Source organism: Bacillus sp. FSL W8-0629 (assembly GCF_038593225.1).
GTDB classification, from domain to species: domain Bacteria; phylum Bacillota; class Bacilli; order Bacillales; family Bacillaceae; genus Bacillus; species Bacillus altitudinis.
This window is the reverse complement of record NZ_CP151975.1, coordinates 132,601-152,207: the sequence shown is the minus strand read 5'-3', so window position 1 is coordinate 152,207 and position 19,607 is coordinate 132,601. Positions and strand designations below refer to the sequence as shown.

Sequence of the window (19,607 nt, the reverse complement as noted above, 5' to 3'; positions counted from 1 at the left end):
CTCAGGCAACGAGTCGTGTATTCGTCTCATAAATAACTGTATCATAACCCATTATTGACAGGGACACAAAATCTATACAAACAAATTACACGCGGCGACGTTTTGGTGGACGGCATCCGTTATGAGGAACTGGAGTTACGTCTCTGATTGCAGTAACTTCAAGACCTGCAGCTTGAAGCGCACGAATTGCAGCTTCACGACCAGAACCAGGACCTTTAACAGTTACTTCAAGTGTTTTAAGACCATGTTCGATAGAACCTTTAGCAGCAGTTTCAGCAGCCATTTGTGCAGCGAAAGGAGTAGATTTACGAGAACCTCTGAATCCTAATGCACCAGCACTTGACCAAGAAATTGCGTTTCCATGAACATCAGTAATCGTTACAATCGTGTTGTTGAAAGTGGAACGGATATGAGCGATTCCAGCTTCAATATTCTTTTTCACGCGACGTTTACGCGTATTTTGTTTACGAGCAGCAGCCATTCTTTAACTACCTCCTTTACTTATTTTTTCTTGTTAGCTACAGTACGACGCGGACCTTTACGAGTACGCGCGTTGTTTTTTGTGTTTTGTCCACGAACAGGAAGTCCTCTACGATGACGGATTCCGCGGTAGCTTCCGATTTCAATTAGACGTTTAATGTTAAGTGAAACTTCACGACGAAGGTCACCTTCTACTTTAAGTTTGTCAATGATATCACGGATTTTACCTAGTTCGTCTTCAGTTAGATCGCGAACGCGAGTGTCTTCAGAAACACCTGCTTCTTTAAGGACTTGTTGAGCCGTCGTACGACCAATTCCAAAAACATATGTTAAAGAAATGACAACACGCTTATCACGTGGAATATCTACACCAGCAATACGAGCCATGATTTGGGCACCTCCTTGTTATTAGCCTTGTTTTTGTTTATGTTTTGGGTTTTCACAGATCACCATTACTTTTCCTTTTCTGCGAATCACTTTACATTTTTCACAGATAGGTTTAACAGATGGTCTCACTTTCATGTGTTTCCAACCTCCTTCTTCCGGAGTTGCTTTATTTGTAACGGTACGTAATTCTACCACGAGTTAAGTCATATGGAGATAATTCTACCGTAACTTTGTCTCCAGGTAAAATGCGAATGAAGTGCATACGGATTTTTCCTGATACATGAGCCAAAACTGTATGACCATTCTCTAGTTCAACTTTGAACATTGCATTTGGCAAAGTTTCTGCTACAGTACCTTCCACTTCAATTACATCGTCTTTCGCCATTCAAGTGTTCTCCCTTCTTCAAATCAGTAACTTGCTCTCTGATAAATGTCCAAATGAGATGTTCTCAATTGTCCATCTATCACCCGACCTGTTTTGAATATACTGTTCTGAACTTCCGGAGATACGCAATCATAAAAGGTTAAATGATTGATATTTTTTCTTAGGAGAATGAATTTACGCTTTTCTCCGTCTGCGATTAGTACATGGCAGCCATCGAACACGCCGATGACAACTGTATACTGATCTTGTTCTTTCCTTGGACTATACAGACAACCTGCCCGATTTGGGCCTGAAAGGCTTCAGTGAAGACCTAAATCTTAGTCAGTATATCAAAACCTGTATCTGTAATCGCAATCGTATGCTCAAAGTGAGCACACTTTTTCCCATCAACCGTTACAACCGTCCAGTTATCAGCCAGTGTTTTCACATATCGGCTGCCTGCGTTCACCATCGGTTCGATGGCCAACACCATTCCAGGTTTGAGCCGTGGGCCTTTGTTCGGCGGACCATAATGAGGAATTTGAGGGTCCTCATGAAGATCCTGTCCGACCCCATGTCCAACATATTCTCTAACAACTGAGAAATTCTCATCTTCAACATACGTTTGTATGGCATGGGAAATGTTTGACAGACGTTCACCTGGCTTTGCTTCCTGTAAGCCCTTATATAGAGATTCCTCTGTGACTTCCAGTAGTTTGCGGTCCTCATCACTGATTACCCCAACTGGATAAGTCCAAGCAGAGTCACCATGATAGCCATTTAACTTTGCGCCGATATCGATACTAATGATGTCTCCATCACGTAAAACCCGTTTACCAGGAATACCGTGAACGAGTTCTTCATTCACCGAAACGCAAATGCTCCCGCGAAAACCATTATACCCTTTAAAAGATGGGATTGCACCCTGCTTTGTAATAAAACGTTCGGCAATTTGATCCAATTCTTTTGTCGAAATACCTGGTTTTATATGTTTCTTCAGCTCTTCATGAGTCAGTGCGACAATGCGTCCAGCTTCTCTCATAATCTCAAGCTCGCGAGGAGTTTTACAGATAATCATTTATTTAATCCCCCAAGCAGGTCCTTGATATCAGCGTAAACATCGTTAATGTGCTTCGCACCATCAATGTTTGCAAGATATCCTTTTTCTGAATAGAAGTTCAGTAAAGGTTCAGTCTGCTTTAAGTTCACTTCAAGTCTTGTCGAAACGGTTTCTGCATTATCATCTGCACGTTGATAAAGCTCGCCTCCACACTTGTCACAAACATTTTCTTTCGCAGGTGGATTGAATACTAAATGATATGTTGCTCCGCAATCTTTGCAAATTCTTCGGCCAGTCAGACGCTCCATCAAAGCATCTTTATCGACTTTAATATTAATGACATAATCAATCGTTCTGCCAAGGTCCTTTAGAATGTCTTCTAAAGCTTCAGCCTGAGCGACTGTTCGCGGAAATCCGTCCAGAAGAAAACCTTGTTCACAATCATTCTTGCCAAGTCTTTCTCTAACAATACCGATTGTGACCTCATCAGGAACAAGCTCTCCTTTATCGATAAAGGATTTTGCTTCGAGTCCAAGTTGTGTCTCCTCTTTCATAGCAGCACGGAACATATCTCCTGTTGAGATATGAGGGATCCCATAATCATCAACAATTCGTTCTGCCTGAGTGCCTTTACCAGCACCCGGAAGCCCCATTAAGACTAAGTTCATTTCGGATTTCCCCTTCCTTACTTAGAGAGGTTGGGCAGGAGCCCAGCCCTCTGTTTTATTTCATAAATCCACGGTAGTTTCGTTTCACTAATTGGCTTTCAAGCTGTTTCATTGTTTCAAGTGCAACACCTACAACAATGAGAAGACTTGTGCCGCCAATTTGTGCAGCGGAAGGTAATCCAGCGAATTGAATGAAAAAGATAGGAAGTATTGAAATCACGGCTAAGAAAATGGCGCCCACAAACGTGAGTCGGTACAAAATGCTCGTAATTCTATCTTGAGTCATTTTCCCTGGACGAACTCCCGGGATATAGCCACCCTGCTTTTGCAGATTTTCAGCCATTTGTTCAGGGTTTACTTGGACAAAGGCATAAAAATATGTGAAAGCAACAATCAGTGCTACATAAATCGTCATACCGATTGGCTTAGTATAGTCAAAGTTGTTAGTTATCCAGGTTGTCACATTATTTGTTCCGAAGAACGATGCGATCGTCTGCGGAGTAATAATGAACGAAACGGCAAAGATGACTGGAATCACCCCTGCTGGATTCACTTTCAATGGAAGGTGCGTTGCTTGACTAGCAGACATTTGTGCACGGCCAGTTCCTTTTGAATACTGAATCGCAATCTTTCTCACTGCCATTTGAATGTAAATAACACCGATAACAATGACAAGAATAGCAATCACAATAAGGGCAATTTTCAGGATTTGCATGAACAGCTGTCCATCTCCACCTACAAATTGCTGAGCGTACACTTGCTTTAATGTTTGAGGGATACCTGCGATGATACCGGCAAAGATAATAATCGAAATACCGTTACCAACACCGTGAGCAGTAATCTGCTCTCCCAGCCACATTAAGAATGCTGTTCCCGCAGTGAGTACGACCGCAATTAAAAGATACGTTGAAACACCTGGGTTTTCAATCAGCATGCCTCCTGCCATATTGTTAAATCCATATGACATTCCTAAAGCCTGGATAAATCCTAGAACAATTGTAAAATACCTTGTGAATTGTGCTAATTTTCGGCGGCCAACCTCTCCTTGCTTTGACCACTCAGTAAACTTCGGTACAACATCCATCTGCAAGAGCTGGATGATGATCGAAGCAGTGATATACGGCATAATCCCCATTGCAAGAATGGAGAATTGGAAAAGTGCCCCGCCCCCAAACGTGTTGAGGATTCCGAAAACACTCATTTGATCCTGTGCCTGGAGAACTTCGGCGTTCACATTAGGCACAGGGATGAAAGCACCTATACGAAAGACGACTAACATTAAAAGTGTAAATATAATCTTATTCCGTATATCTTTCACGCGCATAAAATTGGAGATTGTCTTAAACAAGTTAGATCACCTCGGCTGTACCGCCAGCAGCTTCAATCGCTTCTTTAGCAGAAGCAGAGAATTTATTGGCTTTTACAGTTAATTTTTTTTCTAATTTACCGTTGCCAAGAATTTTTACTCCTGCTTTTAACTTGCTTATTGCACCAGTCTCTAGAAGAAGTTCAGGAGTGACTTCCGTTCCTTCGTCAAAACTGTTTAATCTGTCTAAGTTGATTACCGCGTAATCTTTACGGTTGATGTTTGTAAAACCACGTTTTGGAAGGCGTTGGAATAAAGGCATTTGACCACCTTCGAATCCAGGGCGTACACCGCCGCCAGAACGAGCGTTTTGACCTTTATGACCTTTACCAGAAGTTTTACCGTTACCTGATCCAATACCACGACCAACACGGTTGCGTACTTTACGTGAACCTTCTGAAGGCTTCAATTCATGAAGTTTCATTTGGGCACCTCCTTATCGATTAAAAATGTTTTATTGTTCTTTAACAGAAACTAAATGAGACACCTTGTTAATCATGCCGCGGATCGCTGCATTGTCTTCATGTACGACTGTTTGGTTTGTTTTCTTTAGACCAAGAGTACGAACAGTGACACGCTGATCTTCCGGGCGACCGATTACACTGCGTTTGAGGGTAATTTCTAATTTATTTGCCATTATTGTTCCCTCCTTATCCTAACAGGTCTTCTACAGATTTTCCACGAAGCTTCGCTACATCTTCAGCACGTTTAAGTTCACTTAAACCTTGAAGTGTTGCGCGGATCATGTTGATCGGTGTATTAGAACCTAGAGATTTAGAAAGGATATCAGCTAGACCAGCAAGCTCAAGTACCGCACGCACTGGGCCTCCAGCGATAACTCCTGTACCTTCTGAAGCAGGCTTCAATAGAACGTTTCCTGCACCGAATCGACCGATGATTTCATGTGGAATTGTAGTTCCAACCATTGGTACTTCAATTAAATTCTTTTTCGCGTCTTCAACAGCTTTGCGGATCGCTTCTGGTACTTCTTGTGCTTTACCAGTACCGAATCCTACATGACCGTTTTTGTCACCGACAACAACTAAAGCTGCAAAACGGAAACGACGTCCACCTTTAACAACTTTCGCTACCCGGTTAACCGTAACTAAGCGTTCTTCTAACTCTAATTTGCTTGGGTCAATACGACTCATTCGGATGTGTCCCTCCTTCTTTTATTAAAATTTAAGTCCAGCCTCACGAGCAGCTTCAGCTAGAGCTTTTACACGTCCATGATATAAGTATCCTCCGCGGTCAAATACCACGTTAGAGATGCCTTTTTCAACAGCACGTTTTGCAACAAGTTCGCCAACTTTAGTAGCAGCTGCAGCGTCAGAACTATTCTCGATCTTTAACTCTTTATCAAGAGTAGAAGCACTTACAAGTGTTACACCGTTAACATCATCAATTACTTGAGCGTAGATGTTCTTGTTAGAACGGAAAACGTTAAGGCGAGGTCTTTCAGCAGTACCTGAAAGTTTCGCACGAACACGAGCGTGTCTTTTAAGACGAGTAGCGTTTTTGCTAGTTTTCGTAATCATCCGAGTCACTCCTTTCTTCACATTAAGCGATCTTACTTACCAGTTTTTCCTTCTTTACGGCGAACGAATTCACCTTCGTAACGAATTCCTTTACCTTTGTAAGGCTCTGGAGCACGGACAGCGCGGATGTTAGAAGCTAGAGCTCCTACACGCTCTTTATCGATACCTTTAACGATTACTTTCGTTTGAGATGGAACTTCTACTTCAACTCCAGCCTCAGGAACGATTTCAACTGGGTGAGAGTATCCAACGTTAAGAACAAGTTTGTTTCCAGATTTAGCTGCACGGTAACCGACACCGATTAGTTCTAAACCTCTTTCGAAACCTTTAGATACACCTTCAACCATGTTTGCAATTAAGCTACGTGTTGTACCATGTAATGCACGGTGTTCTTTATTTTCAGACGGACGGCTTACAGTTAAGACGTTGTCCTCAATTTTAATTTCCATATCAGGGTGAAATGCACGAGTTAGTTCACCTTTTGGTCCCTTTACTGTCACTGTGTTATCGTTGTTTGTCACAGTTACTCCTGAAGGGATCTCGATTAGCTTTTTACCTATACGAGACATACCAAGCACCTCCATTCATCTTAAACTTTTTTTACCATACGTAAGCAAGTACTTCTCCACCAGCTTGTTTAGCACGGGCTTCTTTGTCCGATAAAACACCTTGTGATGTAGAAATAATTGCGATTCCAAGTCCGTTAAGTACACGTGGTACTTCATTTGATTTCGCATATACGCGTAAACCAGGTTTACTGATTCTTTTAAGACCAGTGATAACACGTTCGTTGTTTTGGCCGTATTTAAGGAACAAACGGATAATTCCTTGTTTGCTGTCTTCGACGTACTCAACGTCACGGATAAAACCTTCACGCTTTAAAATTTCAGCAATTTCTCTTTTGATTTTTGAAGCCGGTACTTCTAGCTTCTCATGACGTACCATGTTCGCATTGCGAATACGAGTCAGCAAATCTGCAATCGGATCTGTCATAACCATTATTTAATAACCTCCTTCCCATTTATGGGGATTACCAGCTGGCTTTTTTAACGCCAGGAATTTGTCCTTTATATGCAAGTTCGCGGAAACAAATACGGCAAAGTTTAAACTTGCGAATTACTGAATGTGGACGTCCACAACGTTCGCAGCGCGTATACTCTTGAACTTTAAACTTTTGTTTGCGTTGTTGTTTCGCAATCATAGACTTTTTAGCCACGATTTCGCCTCCCTTTCATTGATTATTTCTGGAACGGCATACCTACTTGAGTTAATAACTCACGTGCTTCTTCATCCGTGTTGGCAGTCGTAACGATAACGATATCCATACCGCGGACTTTTGTTACTTTATCGTAATCAATTTCTGGGAAGATTAACTGTTCTTTAATACCAAGCGTGTAGTTTCCACGACCGTCGAAAGATTTCTTAGAAATCCCGCGGAAGTCACGTACACGTGGTAAAGATACAGAAATAAGTTTATCAAGGAAATCGTACATGCGCTCTCCGCGAAGTGTTACTTTCGCACCGATTGGCATTCCTTCACGTAGACGGAATCCAGCAATAGACTTCTTCGCACGAGTAACGACAGGTTTTTGACCAGCGATAAACGTTAATTCTTCAACAGCAGTATCGATTGCTTTAGCGTTTTGAACGGCGTCACCAACACCCATGTTGATCACGATTTTTTCGATTTTTGGCACTTGCATTACTGATTTGTATTCAAACTTAGAAACTAATGCAGGTGTAATTTCTTTTACATACTTTTCTTTAAGGCGGTTCATGAGAAAGACCTCCCTTCCTTATTTACTATTTATCTAGAACTTGCCCAGATTTTTTCGCTACACGGACTTTCTTTCCGTCCTCAACTTTATATCCAATACGTGTCACTTCACCCGTTTTAGGATCAAGCGGCATTACGTTTGATACGTGGATCGGCGCTTCTTGTTCAGAAATTCCGCCTTGAGGGTTAGCTTGGGTTGGTTTAGAGTGTTTTTTCACAAGGTTAATACCTTCTACTAAAACACGGTCCTTTTTAGGGAAAGCAGCAAGGATGACACCTTGTTTACCTTTATCTTTACCAGAGATAACCACTACTTTATCGCCCTTTTTAACATGCATTTAATCGCACCTCCTTGAGTCGCGGATTGTATTCATTAAAGTACTTCTGGTGCTAAAGAAACAATTTTCATATAGTTGTTTTCACGAAGTTCACGTGCTACTGGTCCGAAGATACGAGTTCCACGTGGGCTCTTGTCGTCACGGATGATGACACATGCATTTTCATCAAAACTGATGTAAGATCCATCGTTTCTGCGAGCTCCGCTCTTAGTACGAACGATAACTGCTTTCACAACTTCACCTTTTTTGACAACGCCTCCTGGTGTTGCTTGTTTAACCGTACAAACAATGACATCACCGATGTTAGCCGTTTTACGTCCAGAGCCACCAAGAACTTTAATCGTTAGTACTTCGCGTGCGCCAGAGTTGTCAGCTACTTTTAAACGAGTCTCCTGTTGAATCATTAATGTTACCTCCCTTCGGAAAAAGAAATCCGAACTTTATTAGATAATAACAGCTTCTTCGACAACTTCAACTAGACGAAAGCGTTTAGTCGCAGATAATGGACGAGTTTCCATGACCTTTACGATGTCTCCGATTTTTGCTTGGTTGTTTTCATCATGTGCTTTGAACTTTTTAGAGTATCTTACACGTTTGCCATAAAGTGAATGCTTTTTGTATGTTTCAACTACAACAGTGATGGTTTTATCCATTTTGTCAGAAACAACACGACCTTGATACACTTTACGTTGGTTACGTTCGCTCATGTTTGCGGGGCCTCCCCTCTAATTATTATTTATTAGCAGCGATTTCTCTTTGACGAATCACAGTTTTCATGCGTGCGATTGATTTACGCACTTCACGAATGCGAGCAGTGTTTTCAAGCTGCCCAGTCGCTAATTGGAAACGAAGATTGAAAAGTTCTTCTTTAAGAGACTTTACTTTTTGTTCAATTTCAGCAGTGGTAAGGTCACGAATTTCATTAGCTTTCATTTGATTCACCACCAATTTCTTCACGTTTTACGAACTTCGTTTTAATTGGCAATTTGTGAGATGCAAGACGAAGAGCTTCACGAGCAACTTCTTCAGACACACCAGAAATTTCAAATAAAACTTTGCCCGGTTTTACTACAGCTACCCAGCCTTCTGGAGCACCTTTACCGGAACCCATGCGGACCTCTAGAGGTTTAGCTGTGTATGGCTTAGAAGGGAAAATTTTGATCCAAACTTTACCGCCACGTTTCATGTAACGAGTCATAGCAATACGAGCAGCTTCGATTTGACGGTTAGTGATCCAAGAAGCTTCAAGAGCTTGGATACCGAACTCACCGAAATGTACTTCAGTGCCGCCTTTTGCACGACCACGCATTTTTCCACGATGTTCTCTGCGATACTTCACGCGTTTTGGCAATAACATATTATTTTCCTCCTTCCGCAGTATTCTTCTTAGTTGGAAGGACTTCTCCACGATAGATCCATACTTTTACGCCAAGCTTACCATAAGTAGTATCAGCTTCAGCAGTAGCATAGTCGATGTCAGCACGAAGTGTGTGCAATGGAACAGTACCTTCACTGTAATATTCAGAACGAGCAATATCTGCACCGCCAAGACGACCAGAAACCATTGTTTTGATTCCTTGTGCTCCAGCACGCATTGTGCGTTGGATTGTTTGTTTTTGTGCACGACGGAATGAAATACGATTTTCAAGTTGACGAGCGATGTTTTCAGCAACTAGCTGAGCATCAAGATCTGCTCTCTTGATTTCAAGAATGTTGATGTGTACACGTTTGCCAGTTAGGCTGTTAAGAGCTTTACGAAGTGCTTCAACTTCAGATCCGCCTTTACCAATTACCATACCTGGTTTAGCCGTGTGGATTGTGATATTTACGCGGTTTGCAGCACGTTCGATTTCTACTTTAGAAACAGACGCGTCAGACAAACGCTTGCTGATGAATTCACGGATTTTCAAGTCTTCATGTAAGAAGTCAGCGTAATCTTTTCCTGCGAACCATTTAGATTCCCAATCACGAATGACGCCAATACGAAGACCTACTGGATTTACCTTTTGACCCACGGATTATCCCTCCTTCTTTTCTGATACAACGATTGTAATGTGGCTAGTACGTTTGTTAATTGCGCTCGCACGACCCATAGCACGTGGACGGAATCTCTTAAGTGTTGGACCTTCGTCAACGAATGCTTGAGTAATCACTAGGCTGTTAGCGTCCAACTCGTAGTTGTGCTCAGCATTTGCGATAGCAGATTTTAATACTTTTTCAATAATTGGTGAAGCAGCCTTAGGCGTAAGGTTTAAGATAGAAACTGCTTCTCCTACTTGCTTACCTCGGATCAGGTCCATTACTAGACGTGCTTTACGAGGAGCAATACGGACTGTTCTTGCGACAGCTTTAGCTTGCATTTAAAAGCCTCCTCTCATTAGCGTCTTGTTTTTTTATCGTCACTAGCATGACCTTTGTAAGTACGGCTTGGTGCGAATTCGCCCAATTTGTGACCTACCATATCTTCAGAAATGAAAACAGGTACATGTTTGCGTCCGTCATAGACAGCGATTGTGTGACCGATGAATTGTGGGAAAATTGTAGAACGACGAGACCAAGTTTTTACGACTTGCTTTTTGTCAGTTTCATTCAATTTCTCGACTTTAGCCATCAAATGATCATCAACAAATGGTCCTTTTTTTAAGCTGCGAGCCATTGTGGAACCTCCCTTCGTGATTGAACTACGGTCCTAAATGAACCGTAGACAACCCCGTTACTTGTTTTTACGACGACGTACAATGAATTTATCAGACTTGTTGGTTTTCTTACGAGTCTTGAATCCAAGAGTCGGTTTACCCCATGGAGACATTGGTGATTTACGTCCGATTGGAGCGCGTCCTTCACCACCGCCGTGTGGGTGATCGTTAGGGTTCATTACAGAACCACGAACTGTTGGGCGTACGCCTTTCCAGCGAGAACGTCCAGCTTTACCGATGTTGATTAGTTCGTGTTGTTCGTTTCCAACTTGACCGATAGTCGCACGGCAAGCAGAAAGGATCATGCGTACTTCACCAGAGTTCAAACGTACAAGAACGTATTTACCTTCTTTACCTAGAACTTGAGCAGAAGTACCAGCAGAACGAACTAATTGTCCACCTTTACCTGGTTTTAATTCAATGTTATGCACAACTGTACCAACTGGGATGTTGATAAGTGGAAGAGCGTTACCTGGTTTGATGTCAGATTCTGGTCCAGAAGTAACTTCAGTACCAACTTGGATTCCTTTCGGAGCAAGAATGTAACGTTTCTCACCATCTGCATAGTTTACAAGAGCGATGTTCGCTGAACGGTTTGGATCATACTCGATTGTAGCAACGCGTCCAGGTATACCGTCTTTATCACGCTTAAAGTCGATGATACGGTATTGACGTTTGTGACCGCCACCTTGATGACGAACAGTCAATCTACCTTGGTTGTTACGTCCGCCTTTTCTGTGAAGCGGTGCAAGCAACGATTTTTCTGGTTTGTCAGTCGTGATTTCAGCAAAATCTGAAGTAGTCATGCCACGACGACCATTACTGGTTGGTTTATACTTTTTAATCGCCATTTTGAATTTCCCTCCTTCTTTTTAAGATTTACGCTTCAAAAATTTCGATTTCTTTGCTGTCAGCAGTTAATTTCACGATCGCTTTTCTGCGACGGCTAGTCATACCAGTGTAGCGTCCAACGCGTTTTGATTTACCTTTGTAGTTTTGAACGTTGACTTTCTCAACTTTCACTCCAAAGATTTCTTCAACAGCGTCTTTCACTTCTGTCTTGTTAGCTCTGACATCAACTTCGAACGTGTACTTCTTCTCTGTCATTAGATCAGCAGAACGTTCAGTAATGATAGGGCGCTTTAGAACATCACGAGGATCTTTCATTATGCAAGTCCCTCCTCTACTTTTTCAACCGCTGCTTTAGTGATCAGAAGTTTGTCGTGGTTGACAACGTCAAGAACGTTGATACCGTTAGCTTCAACAACTGTTACTCCAGGGATGTTACGAGCAGATAAAGCAACTGTTTCGTTTGCATCCGCAGTGACGATCAACGCTTTCTTCTCAACAGATAACCCTTTAAGGATGCCTGCGAATTCTTTCGTTTTCACTGCATCAAGAGTAAGATCCTCAAGAACGATGATGTTGTTGTCGATTACTTTAGAAGACAATACTGACTTGATAGCCAAGCGGCGAACTTTTTTAGGTAATTTATAAGAATAGCTGCGTGGTGTTGGACCGAATACGATACCGCCTCCGCGCCATTGTGGTGAACGGATAGAACCTTGACGAGCACGACCTGTACCCTTCTGTCTCCAAGGTTTACGACCTCCGCCACGTACTTCAGAACGAGTTTTTACTTTGTGAGTTCCTTGACGTAAGGAAGCTCTTTGCATAAGAATAGCATCGAATACTACGCTTTCGTTTGGCTCAATTCCAAACACAGAAGCGTTTAATTCGATTTCACCGTTAGTAGAACCGTTTTGGTTAAATAATGCTACTTTTGGCATGACTTGTTTCCTCCTTTCCTAAGAGAGTTATTTAGTTTTAACTGCACTCTTTACAGTTACTAGAGATTTTTTAGCTCCTGGTACGTTTCCTTTGATCAATAGAAGATTGCGTTCTGCATCAACTTTAACGATCTCAAGATTTTGGACAGTGATTTGCTCTCCGCCCATACGTCCTGGAAGAAGTTTACCTTTGAATACTCGGTTTGGATCAACAGGTCCCATTGAACCAGGACGACGGTGGTAACGTGAACCGTGAGTCATTGGTCCGCGTGATTGTCCGTGGCGTTTGATAGCCCCTTGGAATCCTTTACCTTTTGATGTTCCTGTTACATCTACGATATCTCCATTTGCGAAAATATCAACTTTGACTTCCTGACCAACTTCATACGCATCTAACTCCACACCGCGTAATTCTTTTACGAAGCGCTTAGGAGCAGTTTCCGCTTTAGCAACGTGGCCTTTCTCTGGTTTGTTAGAAAGCTTCTCACGTTTGTCGTCAAAACCGATTTGGATTGCTTCATAGCCATCCGTGTCAGTAGTCTTCTTCTGAAGAACAACGTTAGCAGCAGCCTCAACAACAGTTACAGGGATAAGATCACCATTTTCTGCGAATACTTGCGTCATACCAATTTTTCTACCTAAGATTCCTTTGGTCATTCGTCACACCTCCTATAATATGTGTTTTCTATTTGAATTAAAGTTTGATTTCGATATCTACACCGGATGGTAAATCTAAACGCATAAGTGCATCAACTGTTTGTGGAGTTGGATTCACGATGTCGATTAGACGTTTGTGAGTACGCATCTCAAATTGCTCACGAGAATCTTTGTACTTATGCACCGCACGAAGGATTGTGTAAACTGATTTTTCAGTTGGAAGCGGAATTGGACCAGATACACTAGCACCAGAACGCTTAGCCGTTTCAACAATCTTCTCAGCAGATTGATCAAGAATTCTATGATCATATGCTTTTAAACGAATACGAATTTTTTGTTTTGCCATTATTTTCCCTCCTTTTCGCCTACTTACGTTAGACAGTTCTCCGTGAGAAAAACCTGATCACCTTGCCATGGCAAAGCGGCCGGGTGTGTCAGCAACCTCTCACTTCATCGCAGTCAAAGACCAACATGCACTATTGTACCAAATTGGCCTGCGTGTTGCAATAATAAATCGGATAAATTTATGATTTGCACACTTTTCATATTATACAGGGGTTCAGCCTATAAATCAAGCTTTCCCTGAAGATGATGTGTAGCTGTCTTCCTGACGATACGAATAAATTCTTCTGGCTCTTCAATATGCGGAGAATGCGCAGATTCTTTAAAAGTAAACCACTCTTTTATTGGTGCTGTAAGTTGATCAACATATGGTTTTGATACAGCAGCTGGTGTAATCATGTCATGTTCCCCGATGATAAAGTAGCAGGGTATTAATATAGAAGAAACTCGGTATTGAATGTTTTCGTTCATCAGCTCGTCCCACAGCAAATCCTGGCTATACTTCTGTCCCATAAGGAATTTCCACTTATCTTTTAGCTGATAATGCTTACTAACAAGAAATGCATACAGCATTTGAAAAAGTGGCTTCCACCTATGCGTGAGCCCTACTTTTGCGAACTCTTTGTATAGAGAGAACAAAGCATGAGCAGAGGTGCATTTCCAAGGGGGTGGTGTCAGCAATCTTAGACATCTAGTGAAGAAATGCTTGCCTTGATATTTTTTTAGAAGAAGTTCGTACGATACAATATCCTCTTTTAATACATCAACCACCTGACTAATTCCATAATAGGCATGATACAAATCTGGTCGTTTATGTACAGCTTGTATCGCAATTAATGATCCCCATGAATAACCCGCAATGTATATTTTCGTTTGATCATTATAAGAAAGCAGTTTTTCTGTAAGCTCAATCGTATCCTCTACGAATTGCCCAATGGTCATAGAAGACTCAGGAATGTTTTTTTGATAAGACAGTCCTGCACCGCGCTGGTCCCAATGAACAACAGTGAAGTCTTGATCAAGTTCCTTATGAAAGGAATCGATATAACTCATTTGAGCTGAGCCTGGGCCACCGTGTAAAAATAATAAAACAGGTTTTGTTTTTTCTGCTTGATCTTCTTTTATCATAATCCATTGATCAAGCCCGCCAATCGGCCACTTTTTCAACATTGTCTTCGCCATTCCAGTGATCCTCTCGGTTCCATTTAGATTCTATAGCTTATAGTAGCCGTTATGCACTGGAAAAGCAAAAAAAGAGACCCTTTTGCAAGGAGTCTCTTTTAACTGTTATTACTTAATGATAGTAGAAACGACGCCAGAACCTACAGTACGTCCACCCTCACGGATAGAGAAACGAGTTCCTTCTTCGATAGCGATAGTAGAGATAAGTTCAACTTCCATCTCAGTGTTATCGCCAGGCATTACCATTTCAGTACCTTCTGGAAGATGTACGATACCAGTTACGTCAGTTGTACGGAAGTAGAACTGCGGACGGTAGTTAGTGAAGAATGGAGTGTGACGTCCACCCTCTTCTTTAGAAAGTACATAAACTTCAGCTTTGAAACGGCTATGTGGAGTGATTGTACCTGGTTTAGCAAGTACTTGACCACGTTGGATATCTTCACGAGATACACCACGAAGTAGTGCACCGATGTTGTCACCAGCTTCAGCATAGTCAAGAAGTTTACGGAACATTTCAACACCTGTAACAGTTGTTTTACCGTTTTCTTCTTGAAGACCGATGATTTCAACTTCGTCACCGACTTTAACTTGTCCACGCTCAACACGACCAGTAGCAACTGTTCCACGACCAGTGATTGAGAATACGTCCTCAACTGGCATCATGAATGGCTTCTCAGTGTCACGCTCTGGAGTTGGGATGTACTCATCAACCGCATCCATAAGTTCGAAGATTTTTGCTTCGTAATCAGCATCACCTTCAAGAGCTTTAAGAGCAGAACCTTTGATAACTGGTACATCGTCACCAGGGAAGTCATAGTCAGAAAGAAGGTCACGAACTTCCATTTCAACAAGTTCAAGTAACTCTTCATCGTCAACCATGTCACATTTGTTAAGGAATACTACGATGTAAGGAACACCTACGTTACGAGAAAGTAGGATGTGCTCACGTGTTTGTGGCATTGGACCATCAGCAGCAGATACTACTAAGATCGCGCCGTCCATTTGAGCAGCACCAGTGATCATGTTTTTAACATAGTCAGCGTGTCCTGGGCAGTCTACGTGTGCATAGTGACGAGTTTCAGTTTCATACTCAACGTGTGCAGTTGAGATTGTGATTCCACGCTCGCGCTCTTCTGGAGCACCATCGATTTGGTCATAAGCCATAGCTGTACCTTTACCAGATTTCTTATGAAGAACTGTTGAGATAGCAGCAGTTAGAGTTGTTTTACCATGGTCAACGTGTCCAATTGTACCAATGTTAGCATGCGATTTGGAACGGTCGAATTTTTCTTTAGCCATTCTAAAAATCCTCCTTAAAGGTTCATTGTATTTGGTATGAGTGATAGAAAGTGAAGAGTTACCTCCCACTTTCTGATCTTCAATAGTAGTTATACTTTAGTTTAAAGGCAAAATCAATTATTCACCTTTATTTTTTTTGATGATTTCTTCACTGATGCTCTTAGGCACTTCTTCGTAGTGATCCATGTGCATAGTGAAAGTACCGCGTCCTTGTGTGTTAGAACGGAGTGCAGTTGCATATCCGAACATTTCAGAAAGTGGAACCATAGCGCGAACAACTTGAGCGTTACCGCGAGCTTCCATACCTTCTACACGTCCACGACGAGATGTGATATCACCCATGATGTCTCCCATGTATTCTTCTGGGATAACGACTTCTACTTTCATCATTGGCTCAAGTAGAACTGGGTTACATTTGCTGACAGCATTTTTCAATGCCATAGATGCAGCAATTTTAAACGCCATTTCGTTAGAGTCAACATCGTGGTAAGATCCATCGAATAATTTTGCTTTGATGTCGATTAATGGGAATCCAGCTAATACACCATTTTCTAGTGAATCTTCAAGACCTGCTTGAATTGCTGGAATGTATTCACGTGGAACAACCCCACCGACGATTGCATTTGTGAATTCGAAGCCTGCGCCTTCTTCGTTTGGTTCGAATTCGATCCAAACGTGTCCGAACTGACCGCGTCCACCAGACTGACGTACGAATTTACCTTCAACTTTTGCACTAGAACGGAATGTTTCACGGTACGCAACTTGAGGAGCTCCTACGTTAGCTTCAACCTTGAACTCACGCTTCATACGGTCAACAATGATATCAAGGTGAAGCTCACCCATACCAGAGATGATCGTTTGACCAGTTTCAGTGTTTGTTTGTGTACGGAATGTTGGATCCTCTTCAGCTAGTTTAGCTAAAGCGATACCCATTTTATCTTGGTCAGCCTTAGATTTAGGCTCGATAGCTACATCGATAACTGGCTCTGGGAATTCCATAGACTCAAGGATAACAAGATTTTTCTCGTCACAAAGAGTATCACCAGTAGATGTATCTTTAAGACCAACAGCTGCTGCGATATCCCCTGCATATACAGTAGAGATTTCTTCACGGCTGTTTGCGTGCATTTGAAGGATACGTCCAACACGCTCACGCTTGTTCTTAGAAGAGTTCTTCACGTAAGAACCAGAATCAAGTGTTCCAGAGTATACGCGGAAGAAAGTTAGTTTCCCAACATAAGGGTCAGTCATAACTTTAAATGCAAGAGCTGCGAATGGTGCGTCATCAGTAGACTCACGTACAACCTCTTCATTTGTATCTGGCAATGTACCTTTGATTGCAGCAACATCAGTTGGTGCAGGAAGGTAGTCAAGCACAGCGTCAAGTACAAGCTGAACACCTTTGTTTTTGAAAGCAGATCCAACAAGAACTGGGTAGAATTCAACATTCAAAGTTCCTTTACGGATTGCAGCTTTCAATTCAGGAATTGTGATTTCTTCACCCTCAAGGTATTTTTCCATAAGCTCTTCATCAAGCTCAGCGACAGCTTCAATCAAGCTGCTGCGAAGCTCTTCAGCTTTGTCTTTATACTCAGCAGGGATTTCTTGTGCATCAGAGCGAGTTCCAAGGTCATCTTCGTAGAAGTATGCTACGTTTTCTACAAGGTCGATGATTCCTTCGAATTGATCTTCAGCGCCGATCGGCAATTGAATTGCATGAGCGTTCGCTTGAAGACGATCTCTTAATGTGCTTACAGAGTAAAGGAAGTCCGCACCGGTTTTATCCATTTTGTTAACGAATACGATACGAGGTACTCCGTAAGTTGTTGCTTGGCGCCAAACTGTTTCAGTTTGAGGCTCTACACCTGATTGTGCATCAAGAACAGCAACCGCACCATCAAGTACACGCAAAGAACGTTCAACTTCAACAGTGAAGTCTACGTGTCCTGGTGTATCAATGATGTTTACACGGTAACCTTTCCATTGTGCTGTAGTAGCAGCAGAAGTGATTGTAATACCACGTTCTTGCTCCTGCTCCATCCAGTCCATTTGTGAAGCTCCTTCGTGAGTTTCACCAATTTTATGGATACGACCAGTGTAGTACAAGATACGCTCAGTCGTTGTCGTTTTACCGGCATCGATGTGAGCCATGATACCAATATTACGAGTTTTGTCTAAGGAGAACTCTCTTGCCATTGGGTAATTTCTCCTTCCTTATTAGGGAATAGTTTTTTTAGTTTGGTATAAATCCTACCAGCGGTAGTGAGCGAATGCTTTGTTCGCTTCTGCCATTTTGTGTGTATCTTCACGTTTCTTAACAGCAGCACCAGTGTTGTTAGCTGCGTCAAGGATTTCGTTAGCAAGACGCTCTTCCATCGTTTTTTCTCCACGAAGACGAGCGTAGTTTACTAACCAGCGAAGACCTAAAGTCGTACGACGATCTGGGCGAACTTCTACAGGAACTTGGTAGTTAGCTCCACCTACACGACGTGCTTTAACTTCAAGAACTGGCATGATGTTTTTCAAGGCTTGTTCGAAAACCTCCATCGCTTCATTACCAGTACGTTCTTTGATGATATCAAATGACTTGTAGAGAATAGTTTGTGACTTTCCTCTTTTACCGTCGATCATCATTTTGTTGATCAAACGAGATACAAGTTTAGAATTGTAAATTGGATCTGGCAAAACGTCTCTTTTTGCTACAGGACCTTTACGTGGCATCTGAATAGCCTCCCTTCTCTTTTAAAAGGATTTCTATCTGTCTTTCATCTCAATTTCATTGTCAGCTGCCTGACTCCACTGAACTGAACTCAACTTCTAAAAACCCTTATGTTTGTTTATATTATTTGCTTTGTTTAGGGCGTTTTGTTCCGTATTTAGAACGTCCTTGCATACGACCGTCAACTCCGGCAGTATCAAGCGCACCACGAACGATGTGGTAACGTACACCCGGTAAGTCTTTTACACGTCCGCCACGGATAAGTACTACACTGTGCTCTTGTAGGTTATGTCCGATACCAGGAATGTAAGCTGTTACCTCAATCAGGTTAGACAAACGTACACGAGCATATTTACGTAGTGCTGAGTTTGGTTTTTTCGGTGTCATTGTACCGACACGAGTACAAACCCCGCGCTTCTGTGGAGATGTTACGTTAGTGTGCTCTTTTTTGAAACTGTTGTATCCTTTGTTAAGTGCAGGAGACTTTGAGTTTTCAACTTTACTCACGCGTCCTTTGCGTATTAGCTGATTAATTGTAGGCATGTTGTTATTCCTCCCTTCATTACTTTTTTTATAACCCACATACCCAGGTGGTTCATCAAAAGGCAAAAAACAATGCTTTTGCATTTTAAGCATGCAAAAACAAAACAAGTACGCTATAACATAATGGCAACAGCTGCTGCCCCAACTTCAATTCCGCAGGCCTTGCCGAGCTTTTTCATGGAATCTACCACTAAAATGTCTACACCCTTCTCTTGCGCTAGTTTCATTACACTAGCGGTTAAAGCAGGATCAGCATCTTTCGCTACGACGATTTCCTTCACTGAATCTCGTTTCAGAGCTTTTACTGTTTGCTTCGTACCAATAATAATGGATTGAGCCTGTGATACTTTATCATAAGACATCGAATATCCTCCAAAGTAACAGGTTTTATTTTGAGCACC

34 protein-coding genes are annotated in these 19,607 nt (G+C 42.0%); all 34 read right to left on the bottom strand.

The window, feature by feature from the left end:
• Positions 1–85 precede the first annotated feature (85 nt).
• A complete protein-coding gene (gene rpsK, locus NSQ17_RS00865; RefSeq protein ID WP_003217231.1) occupies positions 86–481 on the bottom strand; it encodes a 30S ribosomal protein S11 in 396 nt (131 codons plus the stop codon).
• Between the two features lie 20 nt (positions 482–501).
• Positions 502–867, bottom strand: a complete 366-nt coding sequence (gene rpsM / locus NSQ17_RS00860; RefSeq protein WP_003217023.1) for a 30S ribosomal protein S13 — start codon at positions 865–867, stop codon at positions 502–504.
• Positions 868–888: 21 nt separating this feature from the next.
• Positions 889–1,002 carry a 50S ribosomal protein L36 gene (gene rpmJ / locus NSQ17_RS00855; protein ID WP_003156543.1) on the bottom strand — a complete coding sequence of 38 codons (114 nt, stop codon included), beginning with the start codon at positions 1,000–1,002 and terminating at the stop codon, positions 889–891.
• Positions 1,003–1,033: 31 nt separating this feature from the next.
• The gene (infA, locus tag NSQ17_RS00850) at positions 1,034–1,252 is read right to left on the bottom strand and encodes a translation initiation factor IF-1 (RefSeq protein ID WP_003217190.1); all 219 of its coding nucleotides are present in this window, start codon (positions 1,250–1,252) and stop codon (positions 1,034–1,036) included.
• 310 nt (positions 1,253–1,562) lie between these two features.
• Positions 1,563–2,309: a type I methionyl aminopeptidase gene (map, locus tag NSQ17_RS00845; protein WP_017359166.1), complete on the bottom strand. Its 747-nt coding sequence runs from the start codon at positions 2,307–2,309 to the stop codon at positions 1,563–1,565.
• Positions 2,306–2,959: an adenylate kinase gene (locus NSQ17_RS00840; RefSeq protein WP_007496336.1), complete on the bottom strand. Its 654-nt coding sequence runs from the start codon at positions 2,957–2,959 to the stop codon at positions 2,306–2,308. Before NSQ17_RS00840 ends, map begins: the two co-directional genes overlap by 4 nt.
• A 55-nt stretch (positions 2,960–3,014) precedes the next feature.
• Positions 3,015–4,307 (bottom strand): preprotein translocase subunit SecY, encoded by a 1,293-nt coding sequence (gene secY / locus NSQ17_RS00835; protein ID WP_007496334.1) that lies wholly within the window; start codon positions 4,305–4,307, stop codon positions 3,015–3,017.
• A gap of 1 nt (position 4,308) precedes the next feature.
• Positions 4,309–4,749 carry a 50S ribosomal protein L15 gene (gene rplO / locus NSQ17_RS00830; protein ID WP_003216888.1) on the bottom strand — a complete coding sequence of 147 codons (441 nt, stop codon included), beginning with the start codon at positions 4,747–4,749 and terminating at the stop codon, positions 4,309–4,311.
• Between the two features lie 30 nt (positions 4,750–4,779).
• Positions 4,780–4,962 (bottom strand): 50S ribosomal protein L30, encoded by a 183-nt coding sequence (gene rpmD / locus NSQ17_RS00825; protein ID WP_003217067.1) that lies wholly within the window; start codon positions 4,960–4,962, stop codon positions 4,780–4,782.
• Positions 4,963–4,975: 13 nt separating this feature from the next.
• Complete coding sequence (gene rpsE / locus NSQ17_RS00820; RefSeq protein WP_007496332.1) at positions 4,976–5,476, bottom strand: 30S ribosomal protein S5; 501 nt, start codon at positions 5,474–5,476, stop codon at positions 4,976–4,978.
• Between the two features lie 24 nt (positions 5,477–5,500).
• Positions 5,501–5,863, bottom strand: coding sequence for a 50S ribosomal protein L18 (rplR, locus tag NSQ17_RS00815; protein ID WP_003216951.1), 363 nt, complete (start codon positions 5,861–5,863; stop codon positions 5,501–5,503).
• Between the two features lie 32 nt (positions 5,864–5,895).
• Positions 5,896–6,432 carry a 50S ribosomal protein L6 gene (gene rplF / locus NSQ17_RS00810; RefSeq protein WP_008345395.1) on the bottom strand — a complete coding sequence of 179 codons (537 nt, stop codon included), beginning with the start codon at positions 6,430–6,432 and terminating at the stop codon, positions 5,896–5,898.
• A gap of 31 nt (positions 6,433–6,463) precedes the next feature.
• On the bottom strand, positions 6,464–6,862 hold the full coding sequence (gene rpsH / locus NSQ17_RS00805) for a 30S ribosomal protein S8 (RefSeq protein ID WP_007496327.1): 399 nt from the start codon (positions 6,860–6,862) through the stop codon (positions 6,464–6,466).
• Between the two features lie 31 nt (positions 6,863–6,893).
• The gene (gene rpsN / locus NSQ17_RS00800; protein WP_008356542.1) at positions 6,894–7,079 is read right to left on the bottom strand and encodes a 30S ribosomal protein S14; all 186 of its coding nucleotides are present in this window, start codon (positions 7,077–7,079) and stop codon (positions 6,894–6,896) included.
• Between the two features lie 22 nt (positions 7,080–7,101).
• The gene (gene rplE / locus NSQ17_RS00795) at positions 7,102–7,641 is read right to left on the bottom strand and encodes a 50S ribosomal protein L5 (protein WP_003217159.1); all 540 of its coding nucleotides are present in this window, start codon (positions 7,639–7,641) and stop codon (positions 7,102–7,104) included.
• 25 nt (positions 7,642–7,666) lie between these two features.
• Positions 7,667–7,978 carry a 50S ribosomal protein L24 gene (gene rplX / locus NSQ17_RS00790; protein ID WP_007496325.1) on the bottom strand — a complete coding sequence of 104 codons (312 nt, stop codon included), beginning with the start codon at positions 7,976–7,978 and terminating at the stop codon, positions 7,667–7,669.
• 35 nt (positions 7,979–8,013) lie between these two features.
• Positions 8,014–8,382, bottom strand: coding sequence for a 50S ribosomal protein L14 (rplN, locus tag NSQ17_RS00785; protein ID WP_003216882.1), 369 nt, complete (start codon positions 8,380–8,382; stop codon positions 8,014–8,016).
• Between the two features lie 39 nt (positions 8,383–8,421).
• Positions 8,422–8,685 carry a 30S ribosomal protein S17 gene (gene rpsQ, locus NSQ17_RS00780; RefSeq protein ID WP_003216906.1) on the bottom strand — a complete coding sequence of 88 codons (264 nt, stop codon included), beginning with the start codon at positions 8,683–8,685 and terminating at the stop codon, positions 8,422–8,424.
• A gap of 25 nt (positions 8,686–8,710) precedes the next feature.
• The gene (gene rpmC / locus NSQ17_RS00775; RefSeq protein WP_003217155.1) at positions 8,711–8,911 is read right to left on the bottom strand and encodes a 50S ribosomal protein L29; all 201 of its coding nucleotides are present in this window, start codon (positions 8,909–8,911) and stop codon (positions 8,711–8,713) included.
• Complete coding sequence (gene rplP, locus NSQ17_RS00770) at positions 8,901–9,335, bottom strand: 50S ribosomal protein L16 (protein WP_003225801.1); 435 nt, start codon at positions 9,333–9,335, stop codon at positions 8,901–8,903. Before rplP ends, rpmC begins: the two co-directional genes overlap by 11 nt.
• Position 9,336: 1 nt before the next feature.
• Positions 9,337–9,993 carry a 30S ribosomal protein S3 gene (rpsC, locus tag NSQ17_RS00765; protein WP_003217241.1) on the bottom strand — a complete coding sequence of 219 codons (657 nt, stop codon included), beginning with the start codon at positions 9,991–9,993 and terminating at the stop codon, positions 9,337–9,339.
• A gap of 3 nt (positions 9,994–9,996) precedes the next feature.
• Positions 9,997–10,338 carry a 50S ribosomal protein L22 gene (gene rplV / locus NSQ17_RS00760; RefSeq protein WP_007496316.1) on the bottom strand — a complete coding sequence of 114 codons (342 nt, stop codon included), beginning with the start codon at positions 10,336–10,338 and terminating at the stop codon, positions 9,997–9,999.
• 17 nt (positions 10,339–10,355) lie between these two features.
• Positions 10,356–10,634 carry a 30S ribosomal protein S19 gene (gene rpsS, locus NSQ17_RS00755; protein ID WP_003216920.1) on the bottom strand — a complete coding sequence of 93 codons (279 nt, stop codon included), beginning with the start codon at positions 10,632–10,634 and terminating at the stop codon, positions 10,356–10,358.
• 57 nt (positions 10,635–10,691) lie between these two features.
• Complete coding sequence (gene rplB / locus NSQ17_RS00750) at positions 10,692–11,525, bottom strand: 50S ribosomal protein L2 (protein ID WP_142153613.1); 834 nt, start codon at positions 11,523–11,525, stop codon at positions 10,692–10,694.
• 28 nt (positions 11,526–11,553) lie between these two features.
• Positions 11,554–11,841, bottom strand: a complete 288-nt coding sequence (gene rplW, locus NSQ17_RS00745; protein ID WP_003217016.1) for a 50S ribosomal protein L23 — start codon at positions 11,839–11,841, stop codon at positions 11,554–11,556.
• A complete protein-coding gene (gene rplD / locus NSQ17_RS00740) occupies positions 11,841–12,464 on the bottom strand; it encodes a 50S ribosomal protein L4 (protein WP_007496312.1) in 624 nt (207 codons plus the stop codon). Before rplD ends, rplW begins: the two co-directional genes overlap by 1 nt.
• Positions 12,465–12,491: 27 nt before the next feature.
• Positions 12,492–13,121 (bottom strand): 50S ribosomal protein L3, encoded by a 630-nt coding sequence (rplC, locus tag NSQ17_RS00735; protein WP_007496311.1) that lies wholly within the window; start codon positions 13,119–13,121, stop codon positions 12,492–12,494.
• A 37-nt stretch (positions 13,122–13,158) separates the two neighbouring features.
• Positions 13,159–13,467 (bottom strand): 30S ribosomal protein S10, encoded by a 309-nt coding sequence (rpsJ, locus tag NSQ17_RS00730; RefSeq protein WP_003156464.1) that lies wholly within the window; start codon positions 13,465–13,467, stop codon positions 13,159–13,161.
• Between the two features lie 218 nt (positions 13,468–13,685).
• A complete protein-coding gene (locus tag NSQ17_RS00725) occupies positions 13,686–14,645 on the bottom strand; it encodes an alpha/beta hydrolase (RefSeq protein WP_342467736.1) in 960 nt (319 codons plus the stop codon).
• 108 nt (positions 14,646–14,753) lie between these two features.
• The gene (gene tuf, locus NSQ17_RS00720) at positions 14,754–15,944 is read right to left on the bottom strand and encodes an elongation factor Tu (RefSeq protein WP_007496302.1); all 1,191 of its coding nucleotides are present in this window, start codon (positions 15,942–15,944) and stop codon (positions 14,754–14,756) included.
• A 117-nt stretch (positions 15,945–16,061) separates the two neighbouring features.
• Complete coding sequence (gene fusA, locus NSQ17_RS00715) at positions 16,062–18,140, bottom strand: elongation factor G (protein WP_007496301.1); 2,079 nt, start codon at positions 18,138–18,140, stop codon at positions 16,062–16,064.
• Between the two features lie 54 nt (positions 18,141–18,194).
• The gene (rpsG, locus tag NSQ17_RS00710) at positions 18,195–18,665 is read right to left on the bottom strand and encodes a 30S ribosomal protein S7 (protein ID WP_003216884.1); all 471 of its coding nucleotides are present in this window, start codon (positions 18,663–18,665) and stop codon (positions 18,195–18,197) included.
• Between the two features lie 121 nt (positions 18,666–18,786).
• Positions 18,787–19,206, bottom strand: coding sequence for a 30S ribosomal protein S12 (gene rpsL, locus NSQ17_RS00705; RefSeq protein ID WP_003216962.1), 420 nt, complete (start codon positions 19,204–19,206; stop codon positions 18,787–18,789).
• A gap of 113 nt (positions 19,207–19,319) precedes the next feature.
• Positions 19,320–19,568, bottom strand: a complete 249-nt coding sequence (locus NSQ17_RS00700; protein WP_008345416.1) for a 50S ribosomal protein L7ae-like protein — start codon at positions 19,566–19,568, stop codon at positions 19,320–19,322.
• Between the last annotated feature and the right edge of the window lie 39 nt (positions 19,569–19,607).

Bases quoted from the DNA above. Each gene is read 5' to 3' on its own strand.
- map (WP_017359166.1), bottom strand. From the start codon at position 2,309: ATGATTATCTGTAAAACTCCTCGCGAGCTTGAGATTATGAGAGAAGCT.
- rplX (WP_007496325.1), bottom strand. From the start codon at position 7,978: ATGCATGTTAAAAAGGGCGATAAAGTAGTGGTTATCTCTGGTAAAGAT.
- tuf (WP_007496302.1), bottom strand. From the start codon at position 15,944: ATGGCTAAAGAAAAATTCGACCGTTCCAAATCGCATGCTAACATTGGT.
- rplF (WP_008345395.1), bottom strand. From the start codon at position 6,432: ATGTCTCGTATAGGTAAAAAGCTAATCGAGATCCCTTCAGGAGTAACT.
- rpsL (WP_003216962.1), bottom strand. From the start codon at position 19,206: ATGCCTACAATTAATCAGCTAATACGCAAAGGACGCGTGAGTAAAGTT.
- rplP (WP_003225801.1), bottom strand. From the start codon at position 9,335: ATGTTATTGCCAAAACGCGTGAAGTATCGCAGAGAACATCGTGGAAAA.
- rpsG (WP_003216884.1), bottom strand. From the start codon at position 18,665: ATGCCACGTAAAGGTCCTGTAGCAAAAAGAGACGTTTTGCCAGATCCA.
- rpmC (WP_003217155.1), bottom strand. From the start codon at position 8,911: ATGAAAGCTAATGAAATTCGTGACCTTACCACTGCTGAAATTGAACAA.
- rpsS (WP_003216920.1), bottom strand. From the start codon at position 10,634: ATGGCTCGCAGCTTAAAAAAAGGACCATTTGTTGATGATCATTTGATG.
- rplR (WP_003216951.1), bottom strand. From the start codon at position 5,863: ATGATTACGAAAACTAGCAAAAACGCTACTCGTCTTAAAAGACACGCT.
- rpsE (WP_007496332.1), bottom strand. From the start codon at position 5,476: ATGAGTCGTATTGACCCAAGCAAATTAGAGTTAGAAGAACGCTTAGTT.
- rplC (WP_007496311.1), bottom strand. From the start codon at position 13,121: ATGACCAAAGGAATCTTAGGTAGAAAAATTGGTATGACGCAAGTATTC.
- fusA (WP_007496301.1), bottom strand. From the start codon at position 18,140: ATGGCAAGAGAGTTCTCCTTAGACAAAACTCGTAATATTGGTATCATG.
- NSQ17_RS00700 (WP_008345416.1), bottom strand. From the start codon at position 19,568: ATGTCTTATGATAAAGTATCACAGGCTCAATCCATTATTATTGGTACG.
- rpsJ (WP_003156464.1), bottom strand. From the start codon at position 13,467: ATGGCAAAACAAAAAATTCGTATTCGTTTAAAAGCATATGATCATAGA.
- NSQ17_RS00725 (WP_342467736.1), bottom strand. From the start codon at position 14,645: ATGGCGAAGACAATGTTGAAAAAGTGGCCGATTGGCGGGCTTGATCAA.
- rpsH (WP_007496327.1), bottom strand. From the start codon at position 6,862: ATGGTTATGACAGATCCGATTGCAGATTTGCTGACTCGTATTCGCAAT.
- rplE (WP_003217159.1), bottom strand. From the start codon at position 7,641: ATGAACCGCCTTAAAGAAAAGTATGTAAAAGAAATTACACCTGCATTA.
- rplN (WP_003216882.1), bottom strand. From the start codon at position 8,382: ATGATTCAACAGGAGACTCGTTTAAAAGTAGCTGACAACTCTGGCGCA.
- infA (WP_003217190.1), bottom strand. From the start codon at position 1,252: ATGGCGAAAGACGATGTAATTGAAGTGGAAGGTACTGTAGCAGAAACT.
- rplO (WP_003216888.1), bottom strand. From the start codon at position 4,749: ATGAAACTTCATGAATTGAAGCCTTCAGAAGGTTCACGTAAAGTACGC.
- rpsQ (WP_003216906.1), bottom strand. From the start codon at position 8,685: ATGAGCGAACGTAACCAACGTAAAGTGTATCAAGGTCGTGTTGTTTCT.
- rpmD (WP_003217067.1), bottom strand. From the start codon at position 4,962: ATGGCAAATAAATTAGAAATTACCCTCAAACGCAGTGTAATCGGTCGC.
- rpmJ (WP_003156543.1), bottom strand. From the start codon at position 1,002: ATGAAAGTGAGACCATCTGTTAAACCTATCTGTGAAAAATGTAAAGTG.
- rplD (WP_007496312.1), bottom strand. From the start codon at position 12,464: ATGCCAAAAGTAGCATTATTTAACCAAAACGGTTCTACTAACGGTGAA.
- rplB (WP_142153613.1), bottom strand. From the start codon at position 11,525: ATGGCGATTAAAAAGTATAAACCAACCAGTAATGGTCGTCGTGGCATG.
- rpsK (WP_003217231.1), bottom strand. From the start codon at position 481: ATGGCTGCTGCTCGTAAACAAAATACGCGTAAACGTCGCGTGAAAAAG.
- rplW (WP_003217016.1), bottom strand. From the start codon at position 11,841: ATGAAAGATCCTCGTGATGTTCTAAAGCGCCCTATCATTACTGAACGT.
- rpsM (WP_003217023.1), bottom strand. From the start codon at position 867: ATGGCTCGTATTGCTGGTGTAGATATTCCACGTGATAAGCGTGTTGTC.
- rplV (WP_007496316.1), bottom strand. From the start codon at position 10,338: ATGCAAGCTAAAGCTGTCGCAAGAACAGTCCGTATTGCTCCTCGTAAA.
- NSQ17_RS00840 (WP_007496336.1), bottom strand. From the start codon at position 2,959: ATGAACTTAGTCTTAATGGGGCTTCCGGGTGCTGGTAAAGGCACTCAG.